Genomic DNA, 26,706 nt, shown 5'->3' with positions numbered 1-26,706 from the left:
CGGTTCGGTTTCAGTAGACCGATGGCGGCAGAGGCTCGCCGGGAATGATGTTGATGTTTTCCATGCCTTCGTCGCGAAGCTTTTGCAGACGTTCTTGCAATTCTTGCTCGCGTTGGGCAGCCGCTTCGTCGGCATCCATCTCATCTGGTTTGTCTTCCGCTGCGTCGGCTTTCGCGTCTGCGGCATCAGATCGACCACGCAGAATACGGGAGCGTTCATCGGGGGCAACGACGTCATCACGCGGCGACAGATCGGCAATTTTTGCCCCACCTGGATCAAACAGGCTGCCCACGCGACCTCCGTCACGGCGAGTTCGCTCCCATGAACCACCGTAGGCGGAGAATGAGCCGTCGTCGGGGTCGCAACACAGCCGGCATCCGCTGCTGAGCACGAGCGTTGTGACCATCAGCAATGCCAGCAAGCATCGTTGTACGCCGCGAAGAACGTCCATGAAATTCATCTGAGCAAGTCCCGACCAAATGGTGCGCATAAAAAAACGATGGCGTATTGGTCCGCCATCGTTTGTATCGGTTAGACCGACTGTGAGCTTAAGGAAAGCTGTAACGGTCAGGAAAACTATCGCCGAAAGTTGGTGAATCGGCTATCAAATCCTTGCAAGATCGTTTTCACGGCCGCCTCGATTCGCGGCGCGGTCCCCAAATGGTCGCCCAATCCGGGCATTGCAAGCACACAGAACAGCACCAGTACGACACCGCCGTAGGCCGCCACGCTCATCGAAACGTCAGGATGTGGGTCGCGATTCTTGCGTCCAAAGAAAGGGATCTTGAGGCGGAATTTCTCTTTGGGGGCATGCTCGCGGAGCAAAGCAAACCGCACCAAGACCTTGTCCTTGGCAATCTGGTTGGTCGATTCAGGCTCGATATCGACGCGGCGATCGTCGAATGCGAGCGTCGCCGACTTCGTGGAAAGGATTCTCTTGACGTCACCGGGTTTCATCTCAACAGTGAAGCCCTTGATCGATGTTTCACGCACGATGACGTGAAACTTCTTGCGTCCGACTTTCAGCTTGGCTCGCCCGTCGCCCGTTACAGGACAGCAAAACGTGTTCGCTTCTTGGGAAGTGTGTGTGTCAACGATGTTGTACATGGTAGGACGATTGTGAACGTGGTTTTGCCAACTTGGAAATCCATCAAATGGAAAGTTGCGCTAGCTAAACCATAGCTCCGTAAATTGGCGTTTTGTCGCCAAGCAAGCCCGCCGCCTGAGTCAAACCCACACCGGCGACCGAAGTTGGTGATCTGTAACGTTTAGGCAGGAACTGCGTCCTGTAACCGTTCTTCGCGATCTAGGGATTGTCGGATGTCGAATCAGACAAAGGGGATTCGCCAGCGGATCGACCTTCGTTCGCGTTTCGCCCCCCAAACGCAGACCCTAATCGCGATGACGGCAGCAAGACGGATCGAGCAGATGCAAACACGGCGGAAAGGAATGCGACTCCCGCGATTGACCTTCATCGTAGGTTGGCTCGCAATCTGCTGCGCCGCGTCAGACACTGCGGCCCAGTATCCCTATCGACCTGATGTGGGACGACCACCGTTTCCACCCTCACAGCCGATCTATCGGGTCGCAGGCGATGCGGATGCGTTGCTGGACGATCAAGATCTCTTGTCACCTCGCATGCGTTCGACGCCGCCGTCCGATCCGAATGATTTGCTCGGTGACGATCTCTTAGGTGGAATCCGCCCCGGCGATGACTTGCTAGGTGGCGATGACTTGCTAGGTGGCGGTGACTTGTTGGGTGGTGGAGCCAACACTGCCGTCGGCGCCGAGGCAGAGCAAGATCCCTTGAGCAATCTCGGTCCGACCAAACCGATCAAGAAGCAGGCTGTCGAGGACAAGAAGAAGGATCCGCACGAAGAACTGTGGACCGAAAACTGCTACCCATCGGCCGAGTCTTGCCGCAAGTGTCACCCGGCCCAGTACGAAGAATGGCGAGCCAGTGGCCACGCTTACTCATCCGTTTCACCGATGTTCAATCGGTTTGATCAGGCGATGACGGAGTACACGCGAGGGACGGTGGGTTCGTTCTGCAATCGATGTCACTCGCCGGTTCAAACACAGTTGCAAATCCCCCGCCACGTCAGCGTGCTCGATGCACCGCCTGTGGTTCGCGAGGGCGTGACCTGCATCGCCTGCCATCGCGTCAACGAGCAGTACTGGAAGACCAACGGTGATCGCCGGATCGAACCGGGCAATATCCACGCACCGGTTTACGGTGGCGGCGATGGCCAAGGCTTGCGCGAGGCGATTGCCAAGTCCAAGGAGCTGAAACTGAAGTTATCGCCGGACGACAAAGGTCCCGGGCAACCGATTCACTTGGAATCACGATTCTTTCAACCGTTGACCACCAGCGATGCCTGTGTCTCCTGCCACCAAGTCGCCGTGCATCCGGGGATTTGGCTGGAAGTCGTCCATGCTCAGTACCGAAGCGGCCCAGCGGCCAAACGTGGCGTGAGCTGCCAACAGTGTCACATGGGTAGCGTTCCGGGCAAGGATCTTGGATACGACTGTGGTCACATCGCCGAGGTCGCCGGAAAACCTTACGGCGAACCACGCAAACGATCGAATCATTCGTTCTGGGGACCTGGCTACTCGATCGCGCATCCGGGAATCTTTCCGCACAATCCGAAAGCCAGTTCGTACACTCCGCGGCAGTGGCTGGAGTTCGACTATCGCGCCGGCTGGGGCACCGAAGCCTTTGAAAAGAATGTGCCGCCAGGGATGACCTTCCCAAAACCATGGGACACCACTGACGATCGCCGCGACGGCCGAAAGATCATCGACGACAATTTAGCAAAGCTCGATCAGAAACGCTCCAATGCCATCATGACGATGCAAGCCGGCGTTGAAATCAAAGGCCCGTTCTTTGACTCTGCACCGATGGCGGGCGTGCCACTGCAGTTCTCCTATCGAGTCGAAAATGAAAGCGACGGACACAACTTGCCCACAGGTTCGCTCGGCGCTCAACCTCAACTCTGGCTCAATGTCGCGTTGATCGACCCGACGGGAAAACGAGTTTGGGAGTCCGGCTACTTGGATCGCAACGGCGACTTGGCCGACATGCATTCCCGCGAAGTCGCTTTGGGCAACATCCCGCGTGACAAGAATCTGTTCAACTTGCAGACCAAGTTCTTGATCAACAATGTCCGAGGAACAGATCGAGAAGTCGCGTTGCCGGTCAATTTCAGTCTCGATCAACTCGCTTTCCTGCGACCGGGTGCCGTTCCCACCACCGTGCTCAATCATCCACCGCTGATCCGAATGGAGGCGCATTCGATCCCGCCGCTGGATCATCGAATGGCCAAATACACGGTGCCCGCGCACTTGATGACCAAACCCGGCGCGTATCGCTTGAGTGTCAGAATGCGAAGCCGTACCGAACCGATGTACTTTATGCGTCAAATCAATTGTACGCCTGACATGATCCGGCGAATGCAGGAGTACACGTTGGATGTCCATCCCAGCAGTCATACATTCTGGGTGCGATGATCAACGTGAACACCTATCGCTCCGCAGCGCGACCCACAATCATCTACGTTGGCTTGGCGACACTCGTCGTCGGGATCAGTTGGTGCGCGTACCTTGCCGCCGCCGAAACCACTTCGGTGCCACATACACCAGACTTCCTTTCCACGGCCGACAAGATGGTCCCCAGGGAGTCTGCCACGCCAACCGTAAAACAGAAGTCTCAGACAGGAAAGACTGTCGCCGACGCGATCGAAGCGTCTGACACTGCCGGCATGATCTTGTCTGACGAGCTCTCGCAAGAAATCGACGCGTCGATCAATGCGTCCGCATCTGGCGGTCATGTCACTGGCAATTCCAACGACGGCAGTCGGGACGGGTACAGACAAACTGGACTCAGCACTCGCAACTTTGAAATCTCAACGCGTTTGCAACTGGCCGCCTTGCAACCAAGTCCGCCAGCCCCGCGACCAGCGTTCAATTTGCCCCGGCCCTCTAGCACTCCCAACAGGATCGCCGTCTATCCACCGAGCGAATCAACAGCATTTTCAGGGGACGCCTTTGAGCGTTCGCTCAAGAATCGAATCGACGTGGACGCAGCCACCCCGTCGGCGGTTACAACGGGCTTCGGTCCTATCGACTGGCAAGCAGAACTGAATGAGGTTTCGGAAGACGACGCCCCGTCTCCGCTGCTCTCCCTGTCCAATCGCACAACACAGTACCCACCGAGTTTGCCTGCCACGCCCGCTCCGCAAGTCAGGCCGCAGCCTTTAGCACATCCTCTGCCGCAGACAACGGTGCCTTCCTCCGTGGCATCGCACCTGATTGCGCCAACACCCGCTGCACCATCACCCGCTGCACCAACACCCGCTGCACCATCACCCGCTGCACCAACACCTAATGCACCATCACCCGCTGCACCAACACCTAGTGCACGGGTTAATACTGCGCCGCCAACAACTGCGCGACCAAAAGTTGCGCGACCAATTGTTGCACCGCCGATTCCCCAAGCGACAACTCATGAAACCCGCGTGCCTGCGCGACCAGTCGGTTTTGCGATCAATCGCCAACCGGTACCGATGCAATCGTCGATAGCGCCGGCACCAATGCCACCAGCGCCGGTGCCAGCACAGATACGACCTGCACAGCCGCAGTGGGTGATGCCATCGACTCGCCAGACCACAACGCCATACGCGTTACGTCCGCAGCCGGCTCCGCAGCCCCGAATGCCTGGACAGCAGCGTCCTGTCGTACATCAGCAACCCCAACTCGCACCGCCAATTCAGCCCGCTCCGCTGCCGCCACGCACAACGTTGGGGATGCCTCGGGTCCATCAGCAACCCGCGATAGTCGCACCCTCCATCGATACGGCTGCCGTTCCGCCAGTCGATCCATCAATCAACGTTCAGTCACGGCTGTTCGCCTTGCCCGCATCAGCCCCTGTGGAATCACCGCCCGCGTTGTTCGCATCGCACGTCGATCCGCAGGAGACAGGCGGCTCGCTGGAATCCGGCGTTCCTCAGGGATCACCAACGCAGAGCGTCAGCGAAACGACGCAGGCTTGCGAGCAGAACTACTTTTACGACGACTTCTCAGCGTCCGTCATGGAACCGGAATCGATGTGGCATGACGGCGGTCGTGAAGCGTTCCCGTACGACGCCAAAGCGCCGACGCCGACACAGTATCCGCTGATTCAATGGGGACGGACTTGGTATGGAGACGGAATCACACCGCGTGGCAAGAACTGGTTCGGCGACGCCAATCTTGTGAGACCAAAGTTCTACGTCTACGGTGACTTCCGCACCGGAATCCAAAGCGGCCGGAATGCCGGCGGGCGGGCGGACAACTGGGCCAACCGATTGAACCTGGACATGGACTTGCAATTGACCAGCACCGAACGCTTTCACGCGTTTGTTGGGCCACTGGACAAGAACAATCAATTCACACGCATCGAGAATATCGATGGCCAGTTGCGATATCGCAACGAGATGGATTGGACTCCTGTCACGGGTTTCTTTGAAGGCGACTTGGGGGTCATCCTGGGGGCGATGCAAAACCACTCCGCTGACTTTGATTTGCCCGTCAGTGTGGGGTTGGTGCCGCTGTTGTTTCAGAACGGTATCTGGATGGAAGACGCGGTGACGGCCGCGGCTTTCTCTTTGCCGGCACGGCACAGCAATTTACTGAATTGGTCAAACTACGACGCCACGTTCTTTGCCGTCGTGGACCAGCTCAACAGCCCTGCCTTTGCCAATGCCAGTGACGCTCAGGCGATCGGCACGGCCTGGTTCATCGAAGCCTACGGGGGCTACATAGAAACCGGCTACGCCTATTTGCGTGAACGCAATCGATCGGAGTTGAGCTACCATAACATCACGGCTAGTTTCACCCGACGCTACTTCGATCGCATCAGCAACAGTGTGCGCGTGATCGTCAACACCGGCCAGGACCTTCCCAAGTCCTCGCGTACAGCAGACGGAGCATTGCTGTTGGTGGAAAACAGCTTGATCACTTCGCGACCTCTGACGTTCGTCCCCTACGCCAATTTCTTTGTCGGCTGGGATCGTCCGCAATCGGTCGCTCGCGCGGGACTCTCCGGGGGAATCCTAAGGAACACCGGCATCAACTTTGACACCGACGGACTGAATGGTTTTGCCACACTGGACCCGACGGCCAATGACACCGCAGGCACCAGCATCGGCGTGGATTTGATCGGCAAGGATCTGGACCGACAATTGCTGGTCGAGCTCAGTTATTTAACACCCCACGGCGGCAGCAACCCGAACGTGCCAGGTGATCAGTACGGCGTGGGAACGAGGTATCAGTTCCCCATCACCAACGCGACGTTGATCCGAATGGACGCGATGTACGGTTGGCGAGACGGTTTGCCGGATGTTTACGGGACGCGAATCGAGTATCGTTGGAAATTCTGAGACGTGCGTGGGTGACCACCGCCTGCCTGCCGTGCCCCCATCCAAAGCGATATCGATTGATGTTGGCCATTTTGTCCGCTCCGGGTTCTCGCGGCGACGTCAATCCGATGATCGCGATCGGTCGTGAACTTCGCTCTCGCGGTCATGATGTCGTGATCTCGCTCGCCGAACCCTACGCGGAGTTGGCCGAACAAGCGGACCTGGAACCGGTTTCGTTGCTCAGTCGGGAACATTTTGCCCAAGTGCTATCCGATCCAGCGGTTTGGCGGCCACTGCGAGGACTTCACCGCGTCGTGCAAACGGTCGCAAAAACGTTTCTGCAGCCACACCACGAATTGATTGCTCGACGACATCGCCCCGGCGAAACCGTCCTGGTCTCCCATCCCCTGGACTTCGCATCACGAGTCTTCCGCGATCATTGTGATTTGCCGTTGATCGATGTGCATCTCGCACCGATGCTGCTGCGGACGCCAACCGAACCTCCCAGGCTGACACCCTGGGGCATCGAGCCTCCGATCATCAAGCGACTATTTCGCTTCGGGTATTGGGTGGGCGATCGCATGGTGCTCGACCCAATGTTGGCTTCCGCCGTCAATCGGCTTCGTCGCGACAATGGATTGTCACCGGTTAAACGTTTGATGAACGATTGGTGGTTATCGCCCGACCGTGTCATCGCGTTGTATCCGGAATGGTTTGCACCTGCGACCGTCGGCCATGTGCCGCAACTGATGCACGCAGGTTTTCCGCTGGACGATGCATCCAATGCAACAGACGACGAACCAATCCGATCATGGGCAATGTCGGCCGCCCCGATTGTGTTCACCGCAGGAACCGCAAACCACCACACAAGAGGTTTCTTTGAAAAAGCCGTCCAGACATGTGTCGCGTTGGATCGTCCGGGACTCCTGTTGTCAACACACCGGGAAAACTTTCCACCGGGATTGCCCGACAACGTCAAATCATGCCACTATGCCGCGTTATCAACGCTGCTGCCGCACTGCGCGATGATCGTCCATCACGGCGGCATCGGAACGACTTCTCAAGCATTCGCGACTGGGACCACTCAGCTCATTCGTCCGATGGCATTTGATCAGTTCGACAATGCGACGCGTGTGACAAGACTCGGTTGCGGGACTTGGCTGCGCAAAGACCGAGATCTGACCGAAACGATTCGACATTACTTGGACGACCGATCGACTCAAGAATCCGTCGACGCCATCGCCCGACGATTCCAAGGACTTCGGCCGACCGCAGAAATCGTCGCGGACGAGATCGAATCGTCTTTGGCGTGATGAGAGCTTGGTCACGGGCGGATGCTGGTGTTCGTTTTCGACTTGGAAAGTCGAACGACAATCGCCGCTACTCAAGTCTCTAAACGCTGTGAAATGGCACGCATCAGATAAAACATCTCTGCGCCGATTTCGTCGCGTCGTTGATCATAGGTCTGCGATTCACTGGGCAAGCCGTCGGAGTGCTTTGGATCGCGATAATCCAACGCCACACGTCCCATCGATCCGTGGATGATCGGGCACGCTTGGTCGGCGTGATCACAGCACATCATGGCGATGAAATGACTGGTCGGATTATCGTTCGCGTCAAAACGCTTGGAATAGAGCGTCAGTGGCGGAAGGGTCTCATCATACTGAACCCAGTAATGCGGGTTCACCGCACCGGGTTCCATCGTCACCACGCTAAACCCGGCGCGTCGCAGACTCCGAACGATCCGTTCATTGCACGCCGTGGACTCTGTGCCGCCACTGAAACATCTCAAGCTGGCAATCTGGTATCGCTGCACCGCAACGGCAGCCCACAATTGCGCCAAGTGACTTCGTCTAGAATTATGAGTGCAAATGAAGTTCAACCCGATCGATTGGTCGGATCCGTTAACCTCACGCAATGCGGTGACGATCAAGTCTGTCGCATCGTCGAGCAACGACTGCCGCTGCGCAGAAAGAGCTTCAGAACTGCTTTCGATTCGTTCGACCGTTTCGATCAACGGCGGCAACCACTGGTTCATCATGCACAACATCCTGAGTAAATCGACACTCAACGAAACACCAAAATCTCACACCCGCCCCGGTAATGGGATTCGCCAGAATTCCCTCCACAGCAAACGAGCCTCCCCATCGCCCATTCTCTATCGCGACTTGTTTTGTCGGACATCCCAGCAGGCTGTCAAGACAATGAGCAGTAGCATGCACCAGCCCGACAACGATATCAGTATCACAGGATAGAGCCACCAGGGGCGATACTCGAACATCAGCCGCCAATGTCCAGCAGGTACGACGCACCCCTGACGAAGTCCATCGACGCAGTGGAGAGTAAGTTCCGTTTTGCCGTTCGTCGGTTTGATATCAGACGAGTCGATCGCGAGCAAGTAAGCCCGCCAATTTCCATCCTGCAACACGGATCTCGAAATCAGGACCGGCTGATCCGTGGTGATTTCCCAACCATCACGCAGGCCCTTTATCTGTGCGTCACGGACCGGTCCCTGCGGAGCACTTTCGAGTCCCTGCGGAGCACGTTCGAGATTCACCGTCGACGAAACCACAATCGGTTTCACGAAATCTTCATCTCGCAGCACACGATCGATGACTTCCCCAGCAACAGTTTGGCTTGGTTCGACAACGTCCCAATCCAAATCGGCTCGCACCTGGGGCATCGTTTGCAACAGTCTACGTGTGACATCGACCATGGGTCTTGGTTGTCCGTCCAATTCCACGGAGACGGTGTCCGCAGACGTATGGGAAACGCCTTCGATCGTCAACCATCGGCGAATGGACTGCCACGCCTGCCGTTCTTCTGCAGCGCTGAGCGCAGGCAATCGTGATTTTGCAGCCAACCAAAAGTCCGTGATTCGTTTGCTGCGAATGGTCGTCATGTTGTTGAACACCGCTTGACGATCCGCCAAATGCCAGCGTCCAAACCACGCCGCTCGTTCACTTGCCGAAACGACCAACGCGCGATCAGGCGATGACTCACGCAACCACTGCTCCGGCCAACCACCATTTTGCGTCCGCATCCACCGATGAGTTCCTCTGGGAACCTTTGAATGAATTTTCGCTGCTAACTGTTGCTCGTCCTCGACCGAAATTCGTGGCAAGATCAAAAAGGCCGAAACGCCCAGGTCGATTGCGATGCAGCAGGCGAGTAATCCGGCGCGCATCGGAGTCAACCACAAACCTCTTTCGCCGGTTTGCTTCTGGGGCCAACACAACAGCAGAGAAATGACACTCACCGCGATCATGGAATGCAGAATGGACCATCCAATGGTTCCCCAAGCCGCCTGAACGTTCAGTGGTCCCCAAAAATAGTCGCCCGCCATCTGCTTCGTCGCTGTTTCCCCCGCATTCAGCCACCATGCAATGGCCACCGCGAACCCCGCCACTGCCAACATCACGGTCGTCAGGAACATCATTTGCATTGAGTTGCGGCGATACACGGTCTCGTTGTCGATTTGGAATCGATCAAACCATTTACCCACGATCACGGCACTGGCGATCGAGAACATGGGCAACCATTTCGCGGGATAGCGAAACGCGTCGTAACCAGGCAAAAATTTATACAACCACCAATACGGACCACCGATCGCGCTGTCGTACGCGTCGAGCCGATCGGTGAATTGCTGTACCAGCCAAGCGATGCCGAACTGCCCAAAACAGAGCAACAAACTCACCAGCCCAACCCACTCCCAACGCCCAAGTCCATCGTATGGCCAACGCATCAGTGTGGTCATCCAAGCCAATAGGGCGATGACTCCCATGTAGATCGACGGCGTCCACATGCGTCCATCGCCCGGCAGCAATGCACCGATCCTTTGATTCTCGGGAAAAGTCCTCCCGAACGGATGCGGCGTGAAAAGTTCCGCGACATGCCATGGCGGCAATGAAAAGCTAAACACATTGAATCGATGGCTGCCATCGATCGGCGGTTCCCACCATTGGCTTGATTCCTGACGCGAAACCCGATCACTCTGTCGCGTCCAATCGTAGGATGCCGCGATTTGGATCGCCGACAGGGATGCGGCCAGCACGCAACCACCACCGATCACGAGGACCGATTCCCGCCAAGGAATCTCCACAACCTTGTTTGTTGGTTTACGAATCCCCGCCACGACCAGCACACAAACGCTGACGAGGCAAACATGCAGCGCTGACTGAGGGTCGCCACCCAGGATCATCATCGAGATCGCAATGGCAAAGAGGGCGAGACGACTCCAAAACCTCGGCGTCCGACAAGAACCATCTGGCGTTAGCGGCACGGCAATCGCAGCGCCCAGTGCCAGCGGCAGCCAAGCGGCACCGACGAGAAAGGGTGGGTTGCACGCGAGCCCAAATACGCCGCCGCCGAGCGCGTAGGTCATCGAGGCCAACGACGACGCGAGGTTTGATTGGCCGATGCGACGTGCCAGCCACCATGCCGTCGTCGCCGCCAAGATCAAGTGCACGGCGAGATACCCGTTCATCGACAGCTCGGTCGAGATCGGCAACGCGAACAGCAGGTATCGAATCGGATACAGCACCGCGGTCGACGATTCACCGATCAGTGGAATCCCTGTTTGATCCAGCGGATTCCACAACGGCAGCCATGATTCACTACATCGCTCCGCCACATAATCGTACAGTGGCAGATAGAAATGGCTGACATCTCGGAAAGCGATCCGCTGCGACCCTGTCATGGTCGACAGCAACACCACGAGCAAAACCAGAGGGGCGAACAGCAGGCTGACGGTTCGTCGCGGCATCAGGTTTCGTCAAAGGTGGATTTCGTACGGAGCATGTGATGATAGTGTTGCGCGAAGCGGTGGGATTCGTCCCGAACATATTGCAGCAACCGCAATGCGAATGCGTTACGACTCAGCTTCAACGGCTCGGAGATCCCCGGACGATAGATCTCTTCTTCTTTCTTTGCCAACGAGATCACCACCGGCGGCGTGATGTCTTGGTCACGAAAGGCCGCCATCGCACTGTTCAATTGTCCTTTGCCACCATCGATCAACAAGATGTCTGGAAAAGAATCTCCAGAATCGCTCAGTCGCCGAAAGCGTCTTGAGACGACTTCATAGATACTGCGAAAGTCATCGATGCCCTTCACATCCTGGATTTTGAAGCGACGATAGCCCGGTTTGAATGGCAATCCATCGATGAACTGAACCAACGACGCGACCGTTTGGCCGCCCCCGAGGTGAGCGATGTCGACGCCTTCGATCACCCGTGGGGTCTTGGGCATGTCGAGGACTTTACGAAGCCCCGCGAGTCCCTTTTTCGGATCGATGTAAAACACCTCCGGCTGTGCATGCGTCTCCAACTCACCTCGTTCCTCCAGGCGTTCTAGCATCTTGATCTCATCACGCAACACTGCGGCGCGTTCGAAATCCAACGACTTGCTGGCCGCCACCATCTCGTCCTGCATCTCTTTCAGCAAACGCGTTTTGCCGCCGGTGAGAAAGGTCTGCAGCCGCTTGATGTCGCGTCGATAGTCTTCTTTGCCGATGCGAAAATTGCACGGCGCGCTGCATTGGTTGATGCTGGCCAACAAACACGGGCGAAACCACTTCCAGCGTTCATCCGACTCGCTGATATCCAGCGTGCATGTTCGGAACTTAAAGATTTTTTGCAGCACCCCGATCGCTCCCCGCAACGCTCCGGCACTGGCAAACGGTCCATAAAGCTTGACGCCCTTTGCCTTCGGCTCCCGCGTGACTTCGATCCGCGGAAACTCATCGTGCGTCGTGATCATCAAATAGGGAAACGACTTGTCGTCCTTGAGTTCCTTGTTGTGTTTGGGCTGTATGTCTTTAATCAGCCGCGACTCGACCAACAATGCGTCGACTTCACTGTCGCAATCCATGTAATCGATGTCGGCGATTTCGCCGATCCAAGTGGCCGTCCGCTGATCTTCCGCAGCCGCTTTGAGAAAATAGCTACCCGCGCGACTTCTCAGGTTCTTGGCTTTGCCGACATAGATCACTCGTCCCGCGACATCTTTCATCAAGTAGACGCCGGGTGACGTCGGAAAGCTCTTGACCTTCGTCGCCGCATGATCAAAGCCGAGCGACCCCGCTGAGTCGAGAACCTCACTTTGTGCCACATCATCATCACTACTGGCACCGTCCGCTGCCGTTTCTTTCACGACATCCGCCGTGCCACTTTGCAGGCGTGATTCATGCGGATCATCGCGTCTTTCGTCGCGACTATCATTGGGCGATGGGTAATCAACCATGCGTCGGTCGGGAGCCTTTGCGAATCGAGAAAGAGATGAGACAGTATTATCTCGCCGCCAAGTGCATTGTACAGGCTATGCGTTTTCCTGCTAAACGCAGATATTGCATAGGCGTCTGTTACTACGACGCAACTGATAGCCGAGACTTGGTTTACGTTGAAAGCAGGACGTTGCCGTTTGATACATCAGCCGCAGCGCGATAGAGAGCGTCCGGCTTAGAACGCGGAGGAATCACAGCATTTTGCGCGATCTTGGCGTTCAATCCCAAACAACTCAACATATCAACGCGGATGACGCTATCAAACGCCGTGAGCCGCGACGCGTGAGCGGCCGGGTCTTACACGCACAGAGCATCCATTTCAGTGCGTAAAACCCGTGGCCTGACGGCCAGCGGCTCAGGGCGTATGACACCACCCAGCGTTTGATAAGACAAACATCGTTAGCGAGATTCTCTCGAGAGCGTCCGGTTCTCACGCCTCAATTCGGGAACCGGACGCTATCGCGTGGCGGCTCATGTTGAATCAGGGCTAGGCATTCTCATCGAAGCAAACGCGTCGGACCATTTTGCTATCGCGGAGTCCATTTGCGTTTTGCCCAGCGCCTCAAAGTAGCCGTTCCAGCCTAGCGGATGCCGGTACCCCAAGCCACACCGCATTGCGATATCGATTTGCTCGGGACCATTGGCAACGCCCTCGGCCAGGGCCGCGATGCCTTCGATCCACATCGGAATGGCCAACAAATGCTCGATATCCGTGAGCGAGTAGACACGCTGATCGGTCCGGTAGCGTTCGATCAATTCGCGTGTGATGGGGGCAAGATTTTCGGATCGTAATCCGCCGACGTAGTCATAGAAACCTCGGCCTGCGGCACGACCGGGGCGATCATTCTTGACCAAACCTGCGACCATGGGCGAAGGACTCAAGCGATGTGGAAAAGCTTGCCAGAACGCCCGACCCGCGTGGAACAATGTCCGCGAACCGATCCAGTCGATCAACTCCAGCGGGCTCATCGGCATTCCAAACGCGGCAGCCCCCGCAGCGATTTGATCGGCTGATGCACCGGTCGTCAGCAGCAGCATTGATTGATTGATGTAGGGGGAAAGCATCCGATTGACCAAAAAGCCTGGACCATCGGCGACCTCGATCGGCTCCTTGTTCAATCGCCTCGCGTGCGTTGACGCCCTTGTCAGTGTTGGTTGTGAAGTGCCATCATGCCCCACAATCTCAACCGCGTGACGCTCGGTAACGGGCATGAAAAAATGCATCCCACAAAACCCGCTCGCGTCGTTAAGTCCCGCCGCGATGTCGGCGATCCGTAGATTGGACGTGTTGCTGCAATACGCTGCACTCGCCCCAAACACGCCTCCGACAACATTGAACAAGGTTTGCTTGACGTCCAAGCGTTCGACGACCGACTCGATGACGATCCATGGCCGCGTCCGGATGTCAATCGACTCGTCTTGAACGCAGAGACCAGGAAGTGACAAACCTGGGATCTGACGCTGAGTGATACTCCAGTTGTCACTGGGCAACACGAGCTGCTGGGCAGCTTGCTGCAACACGTCTGCGTCCTGATCGCCAATGCAGAACGCAACGCCGGCGTCCAGATGCGATTGTGCGATCGCGGTACCGACCACGCCGGCTCCGATCAGAAAGACGGGAGGCAACGTTTCGAGTGTTGAGTCTTGAGGCACTGAACTCGACTCCAATGTCATGCTTGGAATCTCACGCCGCGGACTCCAGCGTATGATCGCGACGTCGAACAATGCGATCCGGTACGGACACCGAATCCGTCTTGCTTTGCAGATACTGCAGCGCGTTGCCACCCATGAACGCGGCCCAGCCGGTGAACGTGCTGGGAGGACCGATCATGAAATCGGTTTCCGCCAGCGTGTACATGTCTTCGAGCAAGTGGCCAGGTCCCTGCACAATGTTCAATCCAGGAAATTGCTCGGCGTCGACCGGAGCGTTACTGCACACCAGAAACGTCACCCTGCGTCCATCAAACTGTTCCGCACATTGATGCATCCAACGTCGGTAGCATTCATCGTCAAAAAAATACTGACCGTTTTGAAAGGTCGCGTAGTCGCCGCGTCGAATGTGCACGCCGACCAACACGTCCGTGTCGGCCCTGGCGTGGGTGATGCAGCGAGCAATGTTTTGCCGGTGACACTCGGCAGGACGCAGATGTGATCGCACCTCATCTGCGTGCCGTCGGAACAAGGTCTCGCTACGAAAGAGCCAGCCGTGAGTCAGCAGTCGTCGATGGGAACGCAGCTTTTGTTCAAACGTGGAATCGGCCAAGTCACACGCGACGTCCCGCCCCAATTTCAAAACCCCTAACCCGCGAGAATTCCAACGTGTCGCCGCCAGCAGTTTTGCGGACCGCTCGATGGCTTGAGCAAGCAAGCGACGTGATCGTGTCGACGGTGCCTGGGCAGCATCTGCTGGAGACGGTTTGTCCTGCGAATCTGCCTCCGCTGTCACGACCGGGTAGCGGCACCACAAATCGCCAGCCGTGGTCTCAAAAAGGCGCGCGTATTCCGCGAAACATGGATTGAGCAGCTCGGCACCATAGTGTCGGGCGGCGGCGATCATGTGTCCGTACAGGAAAAGCCGGTTGCCCAACTGGCCATAGCTGCGTGCGATGATGATTTGGGGCGGGTGCATGGGCAAAAGGTAGGCGGGGCGACAGGGGAGACACAAGGTCGAATTGTGCGAAATGTGCGGCCAAAAGCCATCTCAATGGGTGATCAGCCAAGCGTATCATTCGGCGGGGGGGCAAGTTAAACTGGGCAAATCATTTCCGCGTTGATCCTGATGATTTTCCCCTGATCCCCCCCGAAATCATGCCACTTCCCCACGGTTTCATCCGCCCACGACGTTCCCGATCGACGAAACGCTGTCCGGGCAAGCGGCCGCTGTCGCTGCAGTCCTTGGAACGCCGACAGATGCTGGCGGCGGAAATCGAACCCAACGAAGCGACCGTCGACGCGACCGTCTTCGTCGCCGGTGATGTATTGGAAGGCCGTTTGAGCCGAACCGACGACGTGGATTTCTTTCGAACAACGTTGCTGCAGGGGCAGCGTTTCCTGATCGATACGTTCAATATCAATGCACCGCGGTTCGATCCGACTCTGCCTCCGGGACTTGAGATCCTGAACGACGCCGGCGAAACCATGTCCACCTCGTTTGATGGACGCGACATCTCATTGGTGGCACCATCGACCGGTCAATATTTCGTCCGCATCACTTCGCAGAACGCTTTTGGAACGTTTGTGGGTGACTACGGCATGCAGTCGACGGTCAACAACCCTGCGACGCGCACCGAAGCCGAACCGAATGACTCGGTGGCTCAAGCGAACGCGGCCGCGCTGGGGCAGATCGTCAATGGCAGCATCAACGACTTGATCGATGTCGACACCTATATCGTCGATGCACAAAATGGTGACAGCATCGTCGTCGCCTTTGCCGGATTGCCACAGCACTCACCAGCGGTGACCGTACGAACGGCCACCGGACAAGTGTTGGGTCAGGGAAGCGACGGCAATGGAGTGGCCGTCAGCGTACCCACCGGCGGGCAGATCTACGTGACCATGTCGTCGCGAAACACTCAGGGCAACTTCACCGGCGAGTACTCCACCGTCATCAATCGCTTTGCCGATTCACGAGTGGCACGGGATGTCGGAGACAGTTTCGCAGATGCAGATCTCTACCGTTCAACGGATTTGCGTGAAACCATCACCGGAGTGCTCTCCAATCCAGGCGATGCGGACTTCTATTCATTCGAGATCAACGGCATCGAGTTCCTCAACTTCAGTGTTCAAGCGTCCGGCTCCGAGCAGATCGTCGAGACCGGCAAAGAACTGCGACTGTACAACCAGTACGGCCAAATGATTCGGCATTCATCGACCGGACAGTTGGACACGGAGTTCACCGATGCGTTGGTTCCCGGTCGCTACTTCATCGAAGTCCTGGCGGCGAGTCCCGTCGGAACGGGTGCTTATGCGTTGAGCTATGCGACGCGAACCAATTTTTCTCTGCAACGTGACAACGCCGTCAACTACTTCGATTTCGACGGGACCGATTCTTACTTTGGTTTCGATCGCGTCGCCAACTATGCCGTTCCCGCCGCGCAAGACTATGTCGTGGGCGTGTTCGAATCTCGCTACGAAGTCTACGACGTCGAAACGACATTGACAAAACCGCTTGATGGCAACGAGCGAGTAGCCTCGGGTATCGGAGATTTTGGCGACATCGGTGCGGGCGGCTTGGGCGGTGGCGGACGCGGAACCCGATCGAGTCAAGGGACTGCGGTGAACAGCGCGTTGGAAACCTCCGCCAACAACATCTCGTACCTGACGACGCCAACGATCATGCACGAATTCGGGCATGCGACTGGCCTGCCACACGCTCGTGATGCACAAGGATTGATGTCCTATGTGGGTTCGACCGAGTATCTGCCGGTCGGTGGTGCCTATGCTTTCCAAGGTACTGATTCCCGACGCCCCGGAACCTCTGTCTACGACGTACGCGACTACTTGGATTGGGCGTTGCAGCCGGGTGCACAGATCCATCGATCAGAGCAACAAGATTCCACCGGCCCATTGAATCTGGATCCGTTCTATATCGAGATGACGCTGGATCATTCCGTCGTCGCCTTGCATGACACGGAAGGCCGACCGTTTGACATTGTGACCGGCGATTTCAATGCCGATGGACGGGACGATATTGCCGTCGCGAACGACGTCGAAAACTCAATCAGCGTCTTTTTGACCGCCGCCGATGGATCGCTGGGCACCCCGACCACCGTCGCCATCGGTGGCGACATCACACGCTGGACAGAACCACTGGAAATCGGCGATTTGGACGGCGATGGTGACGCGGACTTGGTCGTCGCGGTTTACGGGGCAAGAAACGTGACGGTGTTGCTAAGCAACGGCGACGGCAGCTTTGCCAACGCCATGACCTACGCCGTTCCTCGCGAACCTCAAGGATTGGAACTCGTCGACATCAATCTCGACGGGCGATTGGACATCGTGGCCGTTACCGTTGCGACGCAGACGGGCTACACGTATTTGGGCGCCGGGGACGGCACGTTCAGCGCCGGACCAAACTTCTTGACGGGCGACAATACGTACTCGGTCAGCTCGGGTGACTTCAACGGTGACGGGCGGATCGACTTGGTCGCCGCCAACGCAAATTCGAACACGGTCAGTCTGTTGTCGGGAACCGGATCCGGAACATTCTTGCCCCTGAACACCTTGGTTGTCGGCGACAATCCGCAAAGCGTCGTCGCGGCTGACTTCGACGGAGATGGACTGACAGATTTTGCGGTTGCCAGCAGGGACGAGAGAAGGATCGATTTGTTCCGTGCCCGCGTCGGCGGCTCGTTTACCTTGAACGGTTCGCTCGATGTTCCCTTTGATCCATTTTTCTTGGAAGCCGACGACGTCGATGGCGACGGTGTGATCGACTTGATCTCGGCAGGATACAACACGTCGGCCCAAGTGAGCCTGGGATTGGGTAATGGTCAATTCACCCGTTTGATCAGCTTACAGGCGGGCGGAAACGAAGCCATCGCGGCAGCGATCGACTTGGATGGCGACGGCGACAAAGAGTTTGTTGTTTCCAATGAAGGCGACAACACGATTGCCATCATGGAAGAGATTGCCGACGACCCGCGGAATGATCGCAGTACTGTTTTCAGTGCGATCGACGACGACGACGACGTCGATACGTTTCAATTGACCGTCACGGCGGGCAGTCGATGGACGTTCGATATCGATTCGGCTGAGTTTCAGTATCCGCTCGATGCCATGCTCAGTATTTATGGTTCCAATGGTCAACTGCTGACACTCAATGATGATGGGCTGGATCGCAACTCGGGAATTGAGTCGGTCGATCCGTTCATCTCGCATGTCTTCCAAACCGATGACGTGGTGACGATCGAGGTCTCTGGGAAACTGGGATCGGCAGGAAACTATCGATTCAAGGTCACTCCGCAGCGAGCATTGGACCAAGACGGACCACAGATCAACGCCGTCTTTCCTGAGTACGGCTCAACGATCAATCAGACCGCCGAGCTGGTGTTCTTTTTCAATGATGTACTCGATCCGGCCACACTGACCGACGCAAACATCTCCGTTGTCGGTGCCAACAGTGGTGTCCACACAGGGAACGTCGTTTTCAATCCGTTGGACGCGGCCCTGATCTGGACCGCAGATCAAGCGTTGCCGGTGGACTCGTACACGGTGACACTCAATGGAGATGTGGGTGGAATCACCGACCTCGCAGGTAATTTGCTGGACGGCGAAGCGAGCAGCACGTTCGGGTTTCCGCAACTGAGCGGTGACGGGGCGACCGGCGGATCCTTTGTGATGCCGTTCACGATCTCGCAATTGGACAATGCACCTTCGCAAGTCCGCGATGCTTCCTACTTGCGTGACCCGTACAATCGCGGTCGGTTTCAGTTGAACATGACCGACAATCTGTCGATCGCCAGTGTCCACAGTGCAGAATTCACGCTGCGGGGAACCGGCCAAGACGGACTGTTCAATACGGCCGATGACACTCTGCTGCCGTTGGATGCAACCTACGACCATGTCAGACAGTCCTTCAATCCCAGCTTGAATTTGTACTCCCGAGGCATTCCGGATTCGGGAAGGTACTTGATTCAAGGGACGTTGGAGGACGCCGCCGGCCTGCGGGTTCAATTGAATGAACCGATCAGCGTGTCCGGTTCCGTTCCCGAGTCGGCTTTGTTCACCGATGCCGCCCTGTCGTCTGGCGGCCTGACGGGCTCATATGTCAACTCCAACCTTCGCGGCTATGCGGTCGAAGACGACTGGCGGAACAGTCAAACCATTTCAGGCACAAGGGTCGACCCTCAAGTCGCTTTCAGTCGTGCCGAATTTGGTGTACGTTCCACCGTGGGGATCACCGGAGGCAGCGCGGACGACAATTGGGATGACTTTTCCGTCCAGTGGGACGGCTGGATTCAAATACCGACCGATGGAATTCAGTTGGTCACCCGCAGCGACGATGGCAGCCGCATGTGGATCGACTTGAATGGGGACGGAAACCTGAACTCTGCCGACGGTGAACTTTTTGACAACGGTTGGGGAACAGGGCACCGATTGTTGCCCGGTCAACTGACGCCCGAGCTAGCCGCTGGCACCTATCAAATTCGTATTCAATACGAGGAAACCACCGGCCAGGAGCAAATGCATTTTGAATGGTTGTTGCCGGGAGCCCCCGTCGATGTCGATGGATTCATTCACGGACCGTCGGTGATCGATGTTTCGATTCTGCCAGGATCGCACGTCGTCACTTCATCCTCCAACTCCGTCTGGGTTGCTTTCAGCGGCAACATCGATGTGAGCACATTGACTCCGTCGAACCTGCAGCTTCGACGCAGCCCGACTCCAACCTTCTTCGACGCCGATGATGTCGTGCTCGTTGATTCGGACGGAATCATCCAGTGGGATCCGGTCACGCTCAAAGCGACTTTGGAATTCGATCGGCCACTGGAAAATGGGTTCTATCTGTTGGAAGCCAATGGGGATGTGGGCGGCATCACCAACACGGCCGGCAACCTGCTCGACGGTGAGTTCTTGAGCAGCTATATCCCGGGCAACAACAACCCATTCATATGGAATAATACGCCATCGGGCGACGGAATTGCCGGTGGAGACTATCGAGCCGCATTCAGCATCGCGCAGCCCACCCTGGCCATCGACGTTGTCAATTCGACGATCAGCGAGAAAGGCGGAGTGACTGCGGCTACTTTATCGCGACGATTCGCTGATTTGAGCGCGCCGATGTCGGTCACGCTCAACATCTCAGACTCGACCGAGTTGAGGACTGTCTCTCGCACGGTCATTTTCCCCGCTGGCGTGGAGTCGGTCCCCATCACCTTCTCCGCCATCGATGATGACTTGCTCGATGGCACCCAAGTGGTTTTGGTGACCGCGACGGCGATCGGTATCTTGTCGGGCGAGACAGAGATCAACGTGACCGACCACGAGACGATGAACATGCGGCTTTCCACATCGAGTTTGAGCGAGAAAGCCGGCTCGGCCGTTCTAACCATCACTCGATTGGACGTGCGTGGCGAACAAACCGTCACACTGCTCAACAGCCGGCCTGATAAGCTCAGCCTACCATCGAGCGTGACCATTCCAGATGGTGAGTCAACGGTAACCGTGCAGTTGATGGGAATCGACAACTCGATTCTGGACGGCAACCAATTGGCGACGATCACCGCCAACACGCCCAACATGATCAATTCGTTGGTCAGCATTGATGTGACCGACTACGAAGAATTGACCGTTGATGTCATCGAAGACAGCATGAGCGAAAGGGGCGGCCTATCGCTGGCAACAATGACGCGAACCGATCCGCGAGGCGGCTTGATCGCCACCGTCCGAGGAGTTCCCGGCAGCCAATTGAGCGTCCCGGCGTTCGTGCAGTTCTTGGATGGGCAAACTCAATCCACGCCGTTCACCATCACAGCCATCGACAACGATTTGCTCGATGGCACACGTCTGGTATCGGTGGTCGGTGCTGCGGCTGGTTACATCGACGGCACAGACACAGTGACCATCACGGATCACGAAGAGCTTGCGTTTGCCTTTGGCAGCTCCACCATCAGTGAGCTGGGTGGAACGACCACTGGTTACTTGACACGAACCGACCCAAGTGGCGATGCGACGGTAACACTGACTTCAGCCGATGCCACGCGGCTTTCGGTTCCGGTAACCGTATCGTTTGCCGATGGCCATACGACATCCGATCTGTTTACGGTTTCAGCGATCGACAATGTGTTGGTGGACGGCAACGCTGCGATCGATGTCACCGCACAGTTGGACGGATACATTGACAGTGTCGCATCCATCACCGTCCAAGATCACGAGCCCCTGTCGATCGCGGTGCTCAACGAACCGATCTTTGAGAACTCGGGCGAGGTCCGCTTTCGTTTGACCCGACCGGCGGCCGGGATCGAATCGGTCGTGGGTCTCCAAGGTTCCGTCCCGCAGTTCTTTTCCCTCCCAAGTTCTGTCACATTTGCCGAATCAGATGTCTCCATTGAATTCGCAGCAGCGATCATCGACAACGACGTCGTGGGTGTGAATCGCAGCGTGACCGTCCTTGCGAATTCACCTGAATACGTTTCGACGTCCGTCACCGTCGCAGTAGCAGAAAACGACACACCCCAACTCGGCCTGACTCTGATGAGCAACCAGTTGATCGAGGGTGGTACCAAGACAACGGCACGCTTGACTCGCAATACACGCAGCGAGATGACTGTGCGTTTGGATGTGTCCATCGCCGACACGTTGGACCTTCCTCGAACCATTCAGTTTCCTGCCGGTCGTTCGTTTCTCGACTTTGAGATTCGGACGATCAACAACGATGCCGCCGATGGGACCCGCGACGTGTCCCTCGTCGCTAGCGCCGCGGGGCACCCTCAAGTATCGGTCGACTTGTTTGTGATCGATGACGAGCAGCCGGGATTTCACTGGGACACTGCTGGTGTGAACGTGGTCGAATCTGGTTTGGCTGGAACAGCTTCACTGGTCTTGGACGTGAAGCCGGTCGGCAATGTGGTGATCAACCTTGAGTCGTCGGACGCTCAGCAGTTGAGTTTGAACAAGACATCCATGACATTCACTCCCGATAACTGGAATGTCCCGCAGTTCCTCACGGTGACCGCGATCGACGACATCACGACTGAGCCGAACATGACGTTGTCGCTGATTGCTTCGATCGATGTGGCTGCATCAAGTTCGGCTTTCCGATCCGTCGCCGATCAAAGCATCCCGGTCGCTGTGAGCGACAACGACTTGCCTGCGATCGTTTTGTCGGAGACGGATGGTTCGACGATCGTGAACGAACTTGGGCTTTCCGATTCGTTCGCACTCCGTTTGCAAACACGACCGCTGACGGACGTGCGATTGGTCGTCGATGGAAACAGAGTTCCCGATGTGATCTTTAGTCCAACCGAGCTGATTTTCACCCCGGACAACTGGGATCAACCACAGCAAGTTGAAGTCAGCACCCCGTTGGACTTTGACATCGACCGCAATCAAATCGGAGAGGTCTTTGTCAGCGTCGACGCCGCCGGCAGTGATCCCGGCTATCGAAATGCGACACGACGAATTCTGGCCGCAGTCCACGTCGATTCTGTTTTGAACGACTTGCGAATTCGTCGTGAGAACGCCTCGTCGGTGATTTTGATCGACGAGACGACCGATCAAATCATTCGCAGCACCCCAGCCGACGGGACGACGCTGAGCGTGCTGAACATGGGGACAAGGGGCGAACGCGTGTATGTGGAACCGATCTCCAATGGCGGACTACTGTTTCTCGATACCGCCGCCGGCGACGACACCGTCACTTTGGCGGAATACGATCTGGGTGGAATCGACGGCGGACTCGGCAACGACACACTGATCGCGGTAAAACCCAACGCGACCATCCGATTTGACGATTCGGCAACGGGAAAATGGTCCAACATCGAGCGGATCGATTTGTCGACCTCGACGTCACAGTCCGCTGTGTTCTCCGCCCCCGGGGTGGTTGCAGCAACGGATGCTCGCAACACACTGCACGTGATCGCGTCCACCGGCGAGCAGTTGAGTTTCGTGGGCAGTTGGAGTTTTGAGACGCCGGTGGTGATCGATGGCCGAATGACTCATGTCTTGGCCAGTCAGGGAGCCGTCATCCAATTGACCAATGGCAGCATCTGGCAAAACCCGGTGAATCACTTCGACGTCGATGGCGGCGGCGATGTCACCTCACTTGACGCATTGATGATCGTCAATCGATTGGCACAACAAGCCAGCAGCGAGCTGCCGGGATCACCTGAGCCGAACAACGGCGACCTGTTCTACGACACCAATGCCGATGGATTAGCAACGGCGTTGGACGCACTGAACGTGATCAACGAATTGGCAGCACAGCGAGCCCGCCTATCGGGTGAACTTGTTGAGGGTCACGACGCCTCCCGGGTTTCAATCATCGACTCGTCTTTGTCTCGTGTGATGGAAGAACTGGATGACGAGAACAGGGATGACGAATGGTCGTGGCAGCTTTTCTAGAGTCTAGGCTGGGCGATTCAATATTTAGGGTTGAGTCGATGATTCGGCGTGATGCTTTGAGTCATCTCTTGTCCACTGTCACCTCCACCAAGTTCCTTGGTGGAGGTGACAGCAGACCTGCGCAAACTCAAAATGCCACAACCCCAAACTTCGAGCAGTCCAGAGTTCGCCGTTGTGGCGATAGCCACGGTTGTGTCGCGGAAACCGCGGCTATCGCCAAAGCGGCTCATTCACCGAACCCACGTTCTAAGACTGGACGATGCACTAGTTTCCGATCAAGCGAAGCTTGGGGGCCGCTCTGTGCAGGGCGTCCAAGCCCTCGCGACTGACGCGTGTTTCCCTGAGATTGAGTTGTCGGAGTCGCGGAAGCCTGTCCAGGCCGTCAACCAGTTGGGTGAGCCCCGCGTCGGTGACTTGAGATGGCGAAAGATCCAAAGTTTCCAACGCCGGCATTTGCAGGATCGATTCAAACACTCGGTCCGAAACATTCTCGCCGGAGATGTTCAGCCGACGAAGAGAACGAGAGCCGCGGAATCGCTCAAAGGAGCCATCCGAAATCTGACTTTGGCGTATTTCCAAGTGTTCAACGGCCAGTGGGTTGGAAATCCTTGCGATCGAGACGTCCGTGACCTCTGTCCCATTCATACTCAACTCTCGAATCGACTCCAACTTCGAGAGGAATTCGAGCGACCGATCGTCGACATCCCAATTGAGTAACAGAAGCGATCGAAGTTGTTTCAGATTTGCCAATGCGTCGAAATCCGTCGCGTCATAGTTGGACTTTCCTGACACCAGGACATCATCGATCGACAATTTCCGTAGTCCAGCCAAGCGTCCGATGGGATGCAAGCACGCTGTCGTGAGCTTGCGATTGTTCTTGATTTCCAGCTCAGGCAATTCGGTCATTGCCGTCAGTAGCTCCAGCCCCGAGTCGGTCAGATGACGCGAGTCGAGCGTCAGGGCTTTCACGCCTCGCAGTGGAGCCAACAAAGCCAACTCGTCGTCGTAACAGTCTTGCCAAGTAACGGACCGCAACGCGGCGTTCTCGTTCGTCTTTGGGGCACGATCAAAACGCAACCTCGCACCCGACCGCTGCAACTCCTGGAGCCATTTCGCCGAGCCTGAGCTGTTGGGTTCGGTGAATACCTCACCACCCGGTGACCGAAACACGTGGACCGGAGCTATGGCATCGAGTGTGTCAGGGTATTCGCCCGACAACATGATCTTGGGATACGTCACGCTGTTGGGTTTCAACGCCACACGGCGAAACATCACGTTGTGCTCTGCACGATGCTGCAGAATCAAATCAGCTTTTGTCATGTCACAGTTGAAACCGACAACCGTCTGATTCTTTGCGTGTGTCCGGAACAAAGGCTTCACGTCCTTGCCGTCCACGGTTCGTGCGACGACACGATGCTGGACGTCAATCTGAGGCGGAAACGACACTACGTAGACGCGAGTCTTTTTGTCTCCCTGCTCAAACTCTTCGTCCGTTTGGACGGCAAACGCCACAGGGTAATTGGTCGCTTCGGCTTCGTACCGCAGCGTCGCAAAGGGTTTGCTGAAGTCGTAATTCTCGGGACGATCAACCAAGGGGACACTTTCGCCTTTGCTCCACGGATCCACCGCCAGGCGGACGCTCAAGTCAACCGTCCGACGATCGTGTGATTCCACGAACGAGTAGACTCGCGGCAACTCGATGGACGCTCTGGCTGCTGGATCGACGGGAACGGGTTGGGCAGCATTCACTCCAGCAGCGTGAACATTGAACGAACTTCCATTCTTGCCACCAGTGAAGTTGACCTCGACGGCGCTAAGCTGTTCGTCCGTCACATTGTCGCCAATCAACTCGACGACGAACCGTGCTTCGAAATAGACTTCGCCCTCATCATCAAATTTCAAATCTCGAGCATAGTAAGGGTCCGCTGGCGGGAACGACACAGAACCATCAGGACTCCACCATTGATCGGGGCGTGGATACGATGTCAAAGCCTGTAGCCGCAAAGTGGTCGAGGGCGTCACGTTGACGACGTAGGGAGACTCGGCTTTGCCGATGAACCGATTCAGATTTTGGCGAGGCAATCGCAAGTCGATCGGCTCACGCGGCTGGCCTGGGACGTCAAGCCAAGCGAGTGGTGCTGTATCAGCATCAGGATTGGCCGCCGGTTCGACAGCTATATTTCGCAAGAGGATCGCACTGGCAGGGCTGCGACGCTGGACGACAAAACGATCGATCTGATTCGTTGCATCCTTTGCAAAGGTCCCACTCCAAGTCGGCGTGCCTGATACAGAAAAAACGCTTTCGGTTGCTGCAATGACTTCGTCGTTTCGACCGATCGCAATGACCCGAACACGGTCCAGTTCACCACCAAAATCGCCTGTCGCTTGGTAATTCGTACTCCCATCGGCAGAGAGACGACCAACGAAGTTGATACCATGATCCAGCCCACCGCCGGAACGAAATTGTGCAATGCCTTGCCAATGAGGTAAATCCACCGTCACTCGTAGGTCCGCCGTGCTTTGCTGCACTGGCAACGAAACGCAGACGGTGCCCGAGAGTAGGTCGCGGTCGTATTCCTCGTCGTGTCGACGATTCCAAGCTTGTTCTTGCTGGACTTCCACTTGGCCAACGCCTATGACTTCCACCGACACATCCGTTGCAGTTGGCAAATTGGCGGTGAAAAAGATAAGCCGTTGTTTGAAACCAGCCTTTTCCGGGATCTTTGACGTGGCAATTTCGCTGCCAGCAACGTCGCCTTCAAGGGAGCTATTGATGGAATCGACCGTCAGCTTTGTCCCCGACGCGTCCCAAGCTGCCGCCCCCGCATCGCAGTCCTTGATTGAAACCAAGTTCAGTTCGTAACCGTTGGAAAACAGCAACCGAGTCTCGCCTGTCATCACCGGGCCGTCGGGCGGCGCACTGAGGGGGCCAGGCAACGACGGAATCTGGTCTCCGCGATC

General features: G+C 56.6%; 12 protein-coding genes. 4 read left to right on the top strand and 8 right to left on the bottom strand.

What is annotated here, in order from left to right:
* Positions 1-10 precede the first annotated feature (10 nt).
* Positions 11-451: a hypothetical protein gene (locus Pla52nx_RS24400; protein ID WP_146522835.1), complete on the bottom strand. Its 441-nt coding sequence runs from the start codon at positions 449-451 to the stop codon at positions 11-13.
* A 125-nt stretch (positions 452-576) separates the two neighbouring features.
* The gene (locus Pla52nx_RS24395; RefSeq protein WP_146522836.1) at positions 577-1,107 is read right to left on the bottom strand and encodes a hypothetical protein; all 531 of its coding nucleotides are present in this window, start codon (positions 1,105-1,107) and stop codon (positions 577-579) included.
* A 213-nt stretch (positions 1,108-1,320) separates the two neighbouring features.
* Between Pla52nx_RS24395 and Pla52nx_RS24390 the strand changes: the two genes are divergently transcribed.
* From Pla52nx_RS24390 to Pla52nx_RS24380, 3 genes are read left to right on the top strand one after another with little or no spacing between them, the layout of a single operon-like run.
* On the top strand, positions 1,321-3,510 hold the full coding sequence (locus Pla52nx_RS24390; protein ID WP_231742585.1) for a cytochrome c family protein: 2,190 nt from the start codon (positions 1,321-1,323) through the stop codon (positions 3,508-3,510).
* A 5-nt stretch (positions 3,511-3,515) separates the two neighbouring features.
* Positions 3,516-6,419: a hypothetical protein gene (locus Pla52nx_RS24385; protein WP_342190249.1), complete on the top strand. Its 2,904-nt coding sequence runs from the start codon at positions 3,516-3,518 to the stop codon at positions 6,417-6,419.
* A 59-nt stretch (positions 6,420-6,478) separates the two neighbouring features.
* Positions 6,479-7,711, top strand: a complete 1,233-nt coding sequence (locus Pla52nx_RS24380) for a glycosyltransferase (protein WP_146522837.1) — start codon at positions 6,479-6,481, stop codon at positions 7,709-7,711.
* A 71-nt stretch (positions 7,712-7,782) separates the two neighbouring features.
* On the opposite strand, the gene Pla52nx_RS24375 is transcribed toward Pla52nx_RS24380, so the two are convergent.
* From Pla52nx_RS24375 to Pla52nx_RS24355, 5 genes are all read right to left on the bottom strand, one after another.
* Complete coding sequence (locus tag Pla52nx_RS24375) at positions 7,783-8,469, bottom strand: protein-tyrosine-phosphatase (protein WP_342190248.1); 687 nt, start codon at positions 8,467-8,469, stop codon at positions 7,783-7,785.
* A gap of 87 nt (positions 8,470-8,556) precedes the next feature.
* Entirely contained in the window at positions 8,557-11,163 is a 2,607-nt protein-coding gene (locus Pla52nx_RS24370; protein ID WP_146522839.1) for a hypothetical protein, read from the bottom strand.
* Positions 11,163-12,641, bottom strand: a complete 1,479-nt coding sequence (locus Pla52nx_RS24365; RefSeq protein WP_231742589.1) for a UvrB/UvrC motif-containing protein — start codon at positions 12,639-12,641, stop codon at positions 11,163-11,165. The genes Pla52nx_RS24370 and Pla52nx_RS24365 overlap by 1 nt, the downstream gene beginning before the upstream one ends.
* A gap of 511 nt (positions 12,642-13,152) precedes the next feature.
* Entirely contained in the window at positions 13,153-14,334 is a 1,182-nt protein-coding gene (locus Pla52nx_RS24360; RefSeq protein ID WP_197455008.1) for a 3-hydroxyacyl-CoA dehydrogenase, read from the bottom strand.
* A gap of 31 nt (positions 14,335-14,365) precedes the next feature.
* Positions 14,366-15,310, bottom strand: a complete 945-nt coding sequence (locus Pla52nx_RS24355; RefSeq protein ID WP_146522841.1) for an alpha-1,2-fucosyltransferase — start codon at positions 15,308-15,310, stop codon at positions 14,366-14,368.
* A 179-nt stretch (positions 15,311-15,489) separates the two neighbouring features.
* On the opposite strand from Pla52nx_RS24355, the gene Pla52nx_RS24350 reads away from it, so the two are divergent.
* The gene (locus tag Pla52nx_RS24350; protein WP_146522842.1) at positions 15,490-23,745 is read left to right on the top strand and encodes an FG-GAP-like repeat-containing protein; all 8,256 of its coding nucleotides are present in this window, start codon (positions 15,490-15,492) and stop codon (positions 23,743-23,745) included.
* Positions 23,746-24,009: 264 nt separating this feature from the next.
* On the opposite strand, the gene Pla52nx_RS24345 is transcribed toward Pla52nx_RS24350, so the two are convergent.
* Positions 24,010-26,682: a leucine-rich repeat domain-containing protein gene (locus Pla52nx_RS24345; protein ID WP_146522843.1), complete on the bottom strand. Its 2,673-nt coding sequence runs from the start codon at positions 26,680-26,682 to the stop codon at positions 24,010-24,012.
* Between the last annotated feature and the right edge of the window lie 24 nt (positions 26,683-26,706).

The sequence above is a fragment of the Stieleria varia genome (assembly GCF_038443385.1).
GTDB classification, from domain to species: Bacteria; Planctomycetota; Planctomycetia; order Pirellulales; family Pirellulaceae; genus Stieleria; species Stieleria varia.
This window is presented reverse-complemented; position numbering and strand designations above follow the sequence as displayed.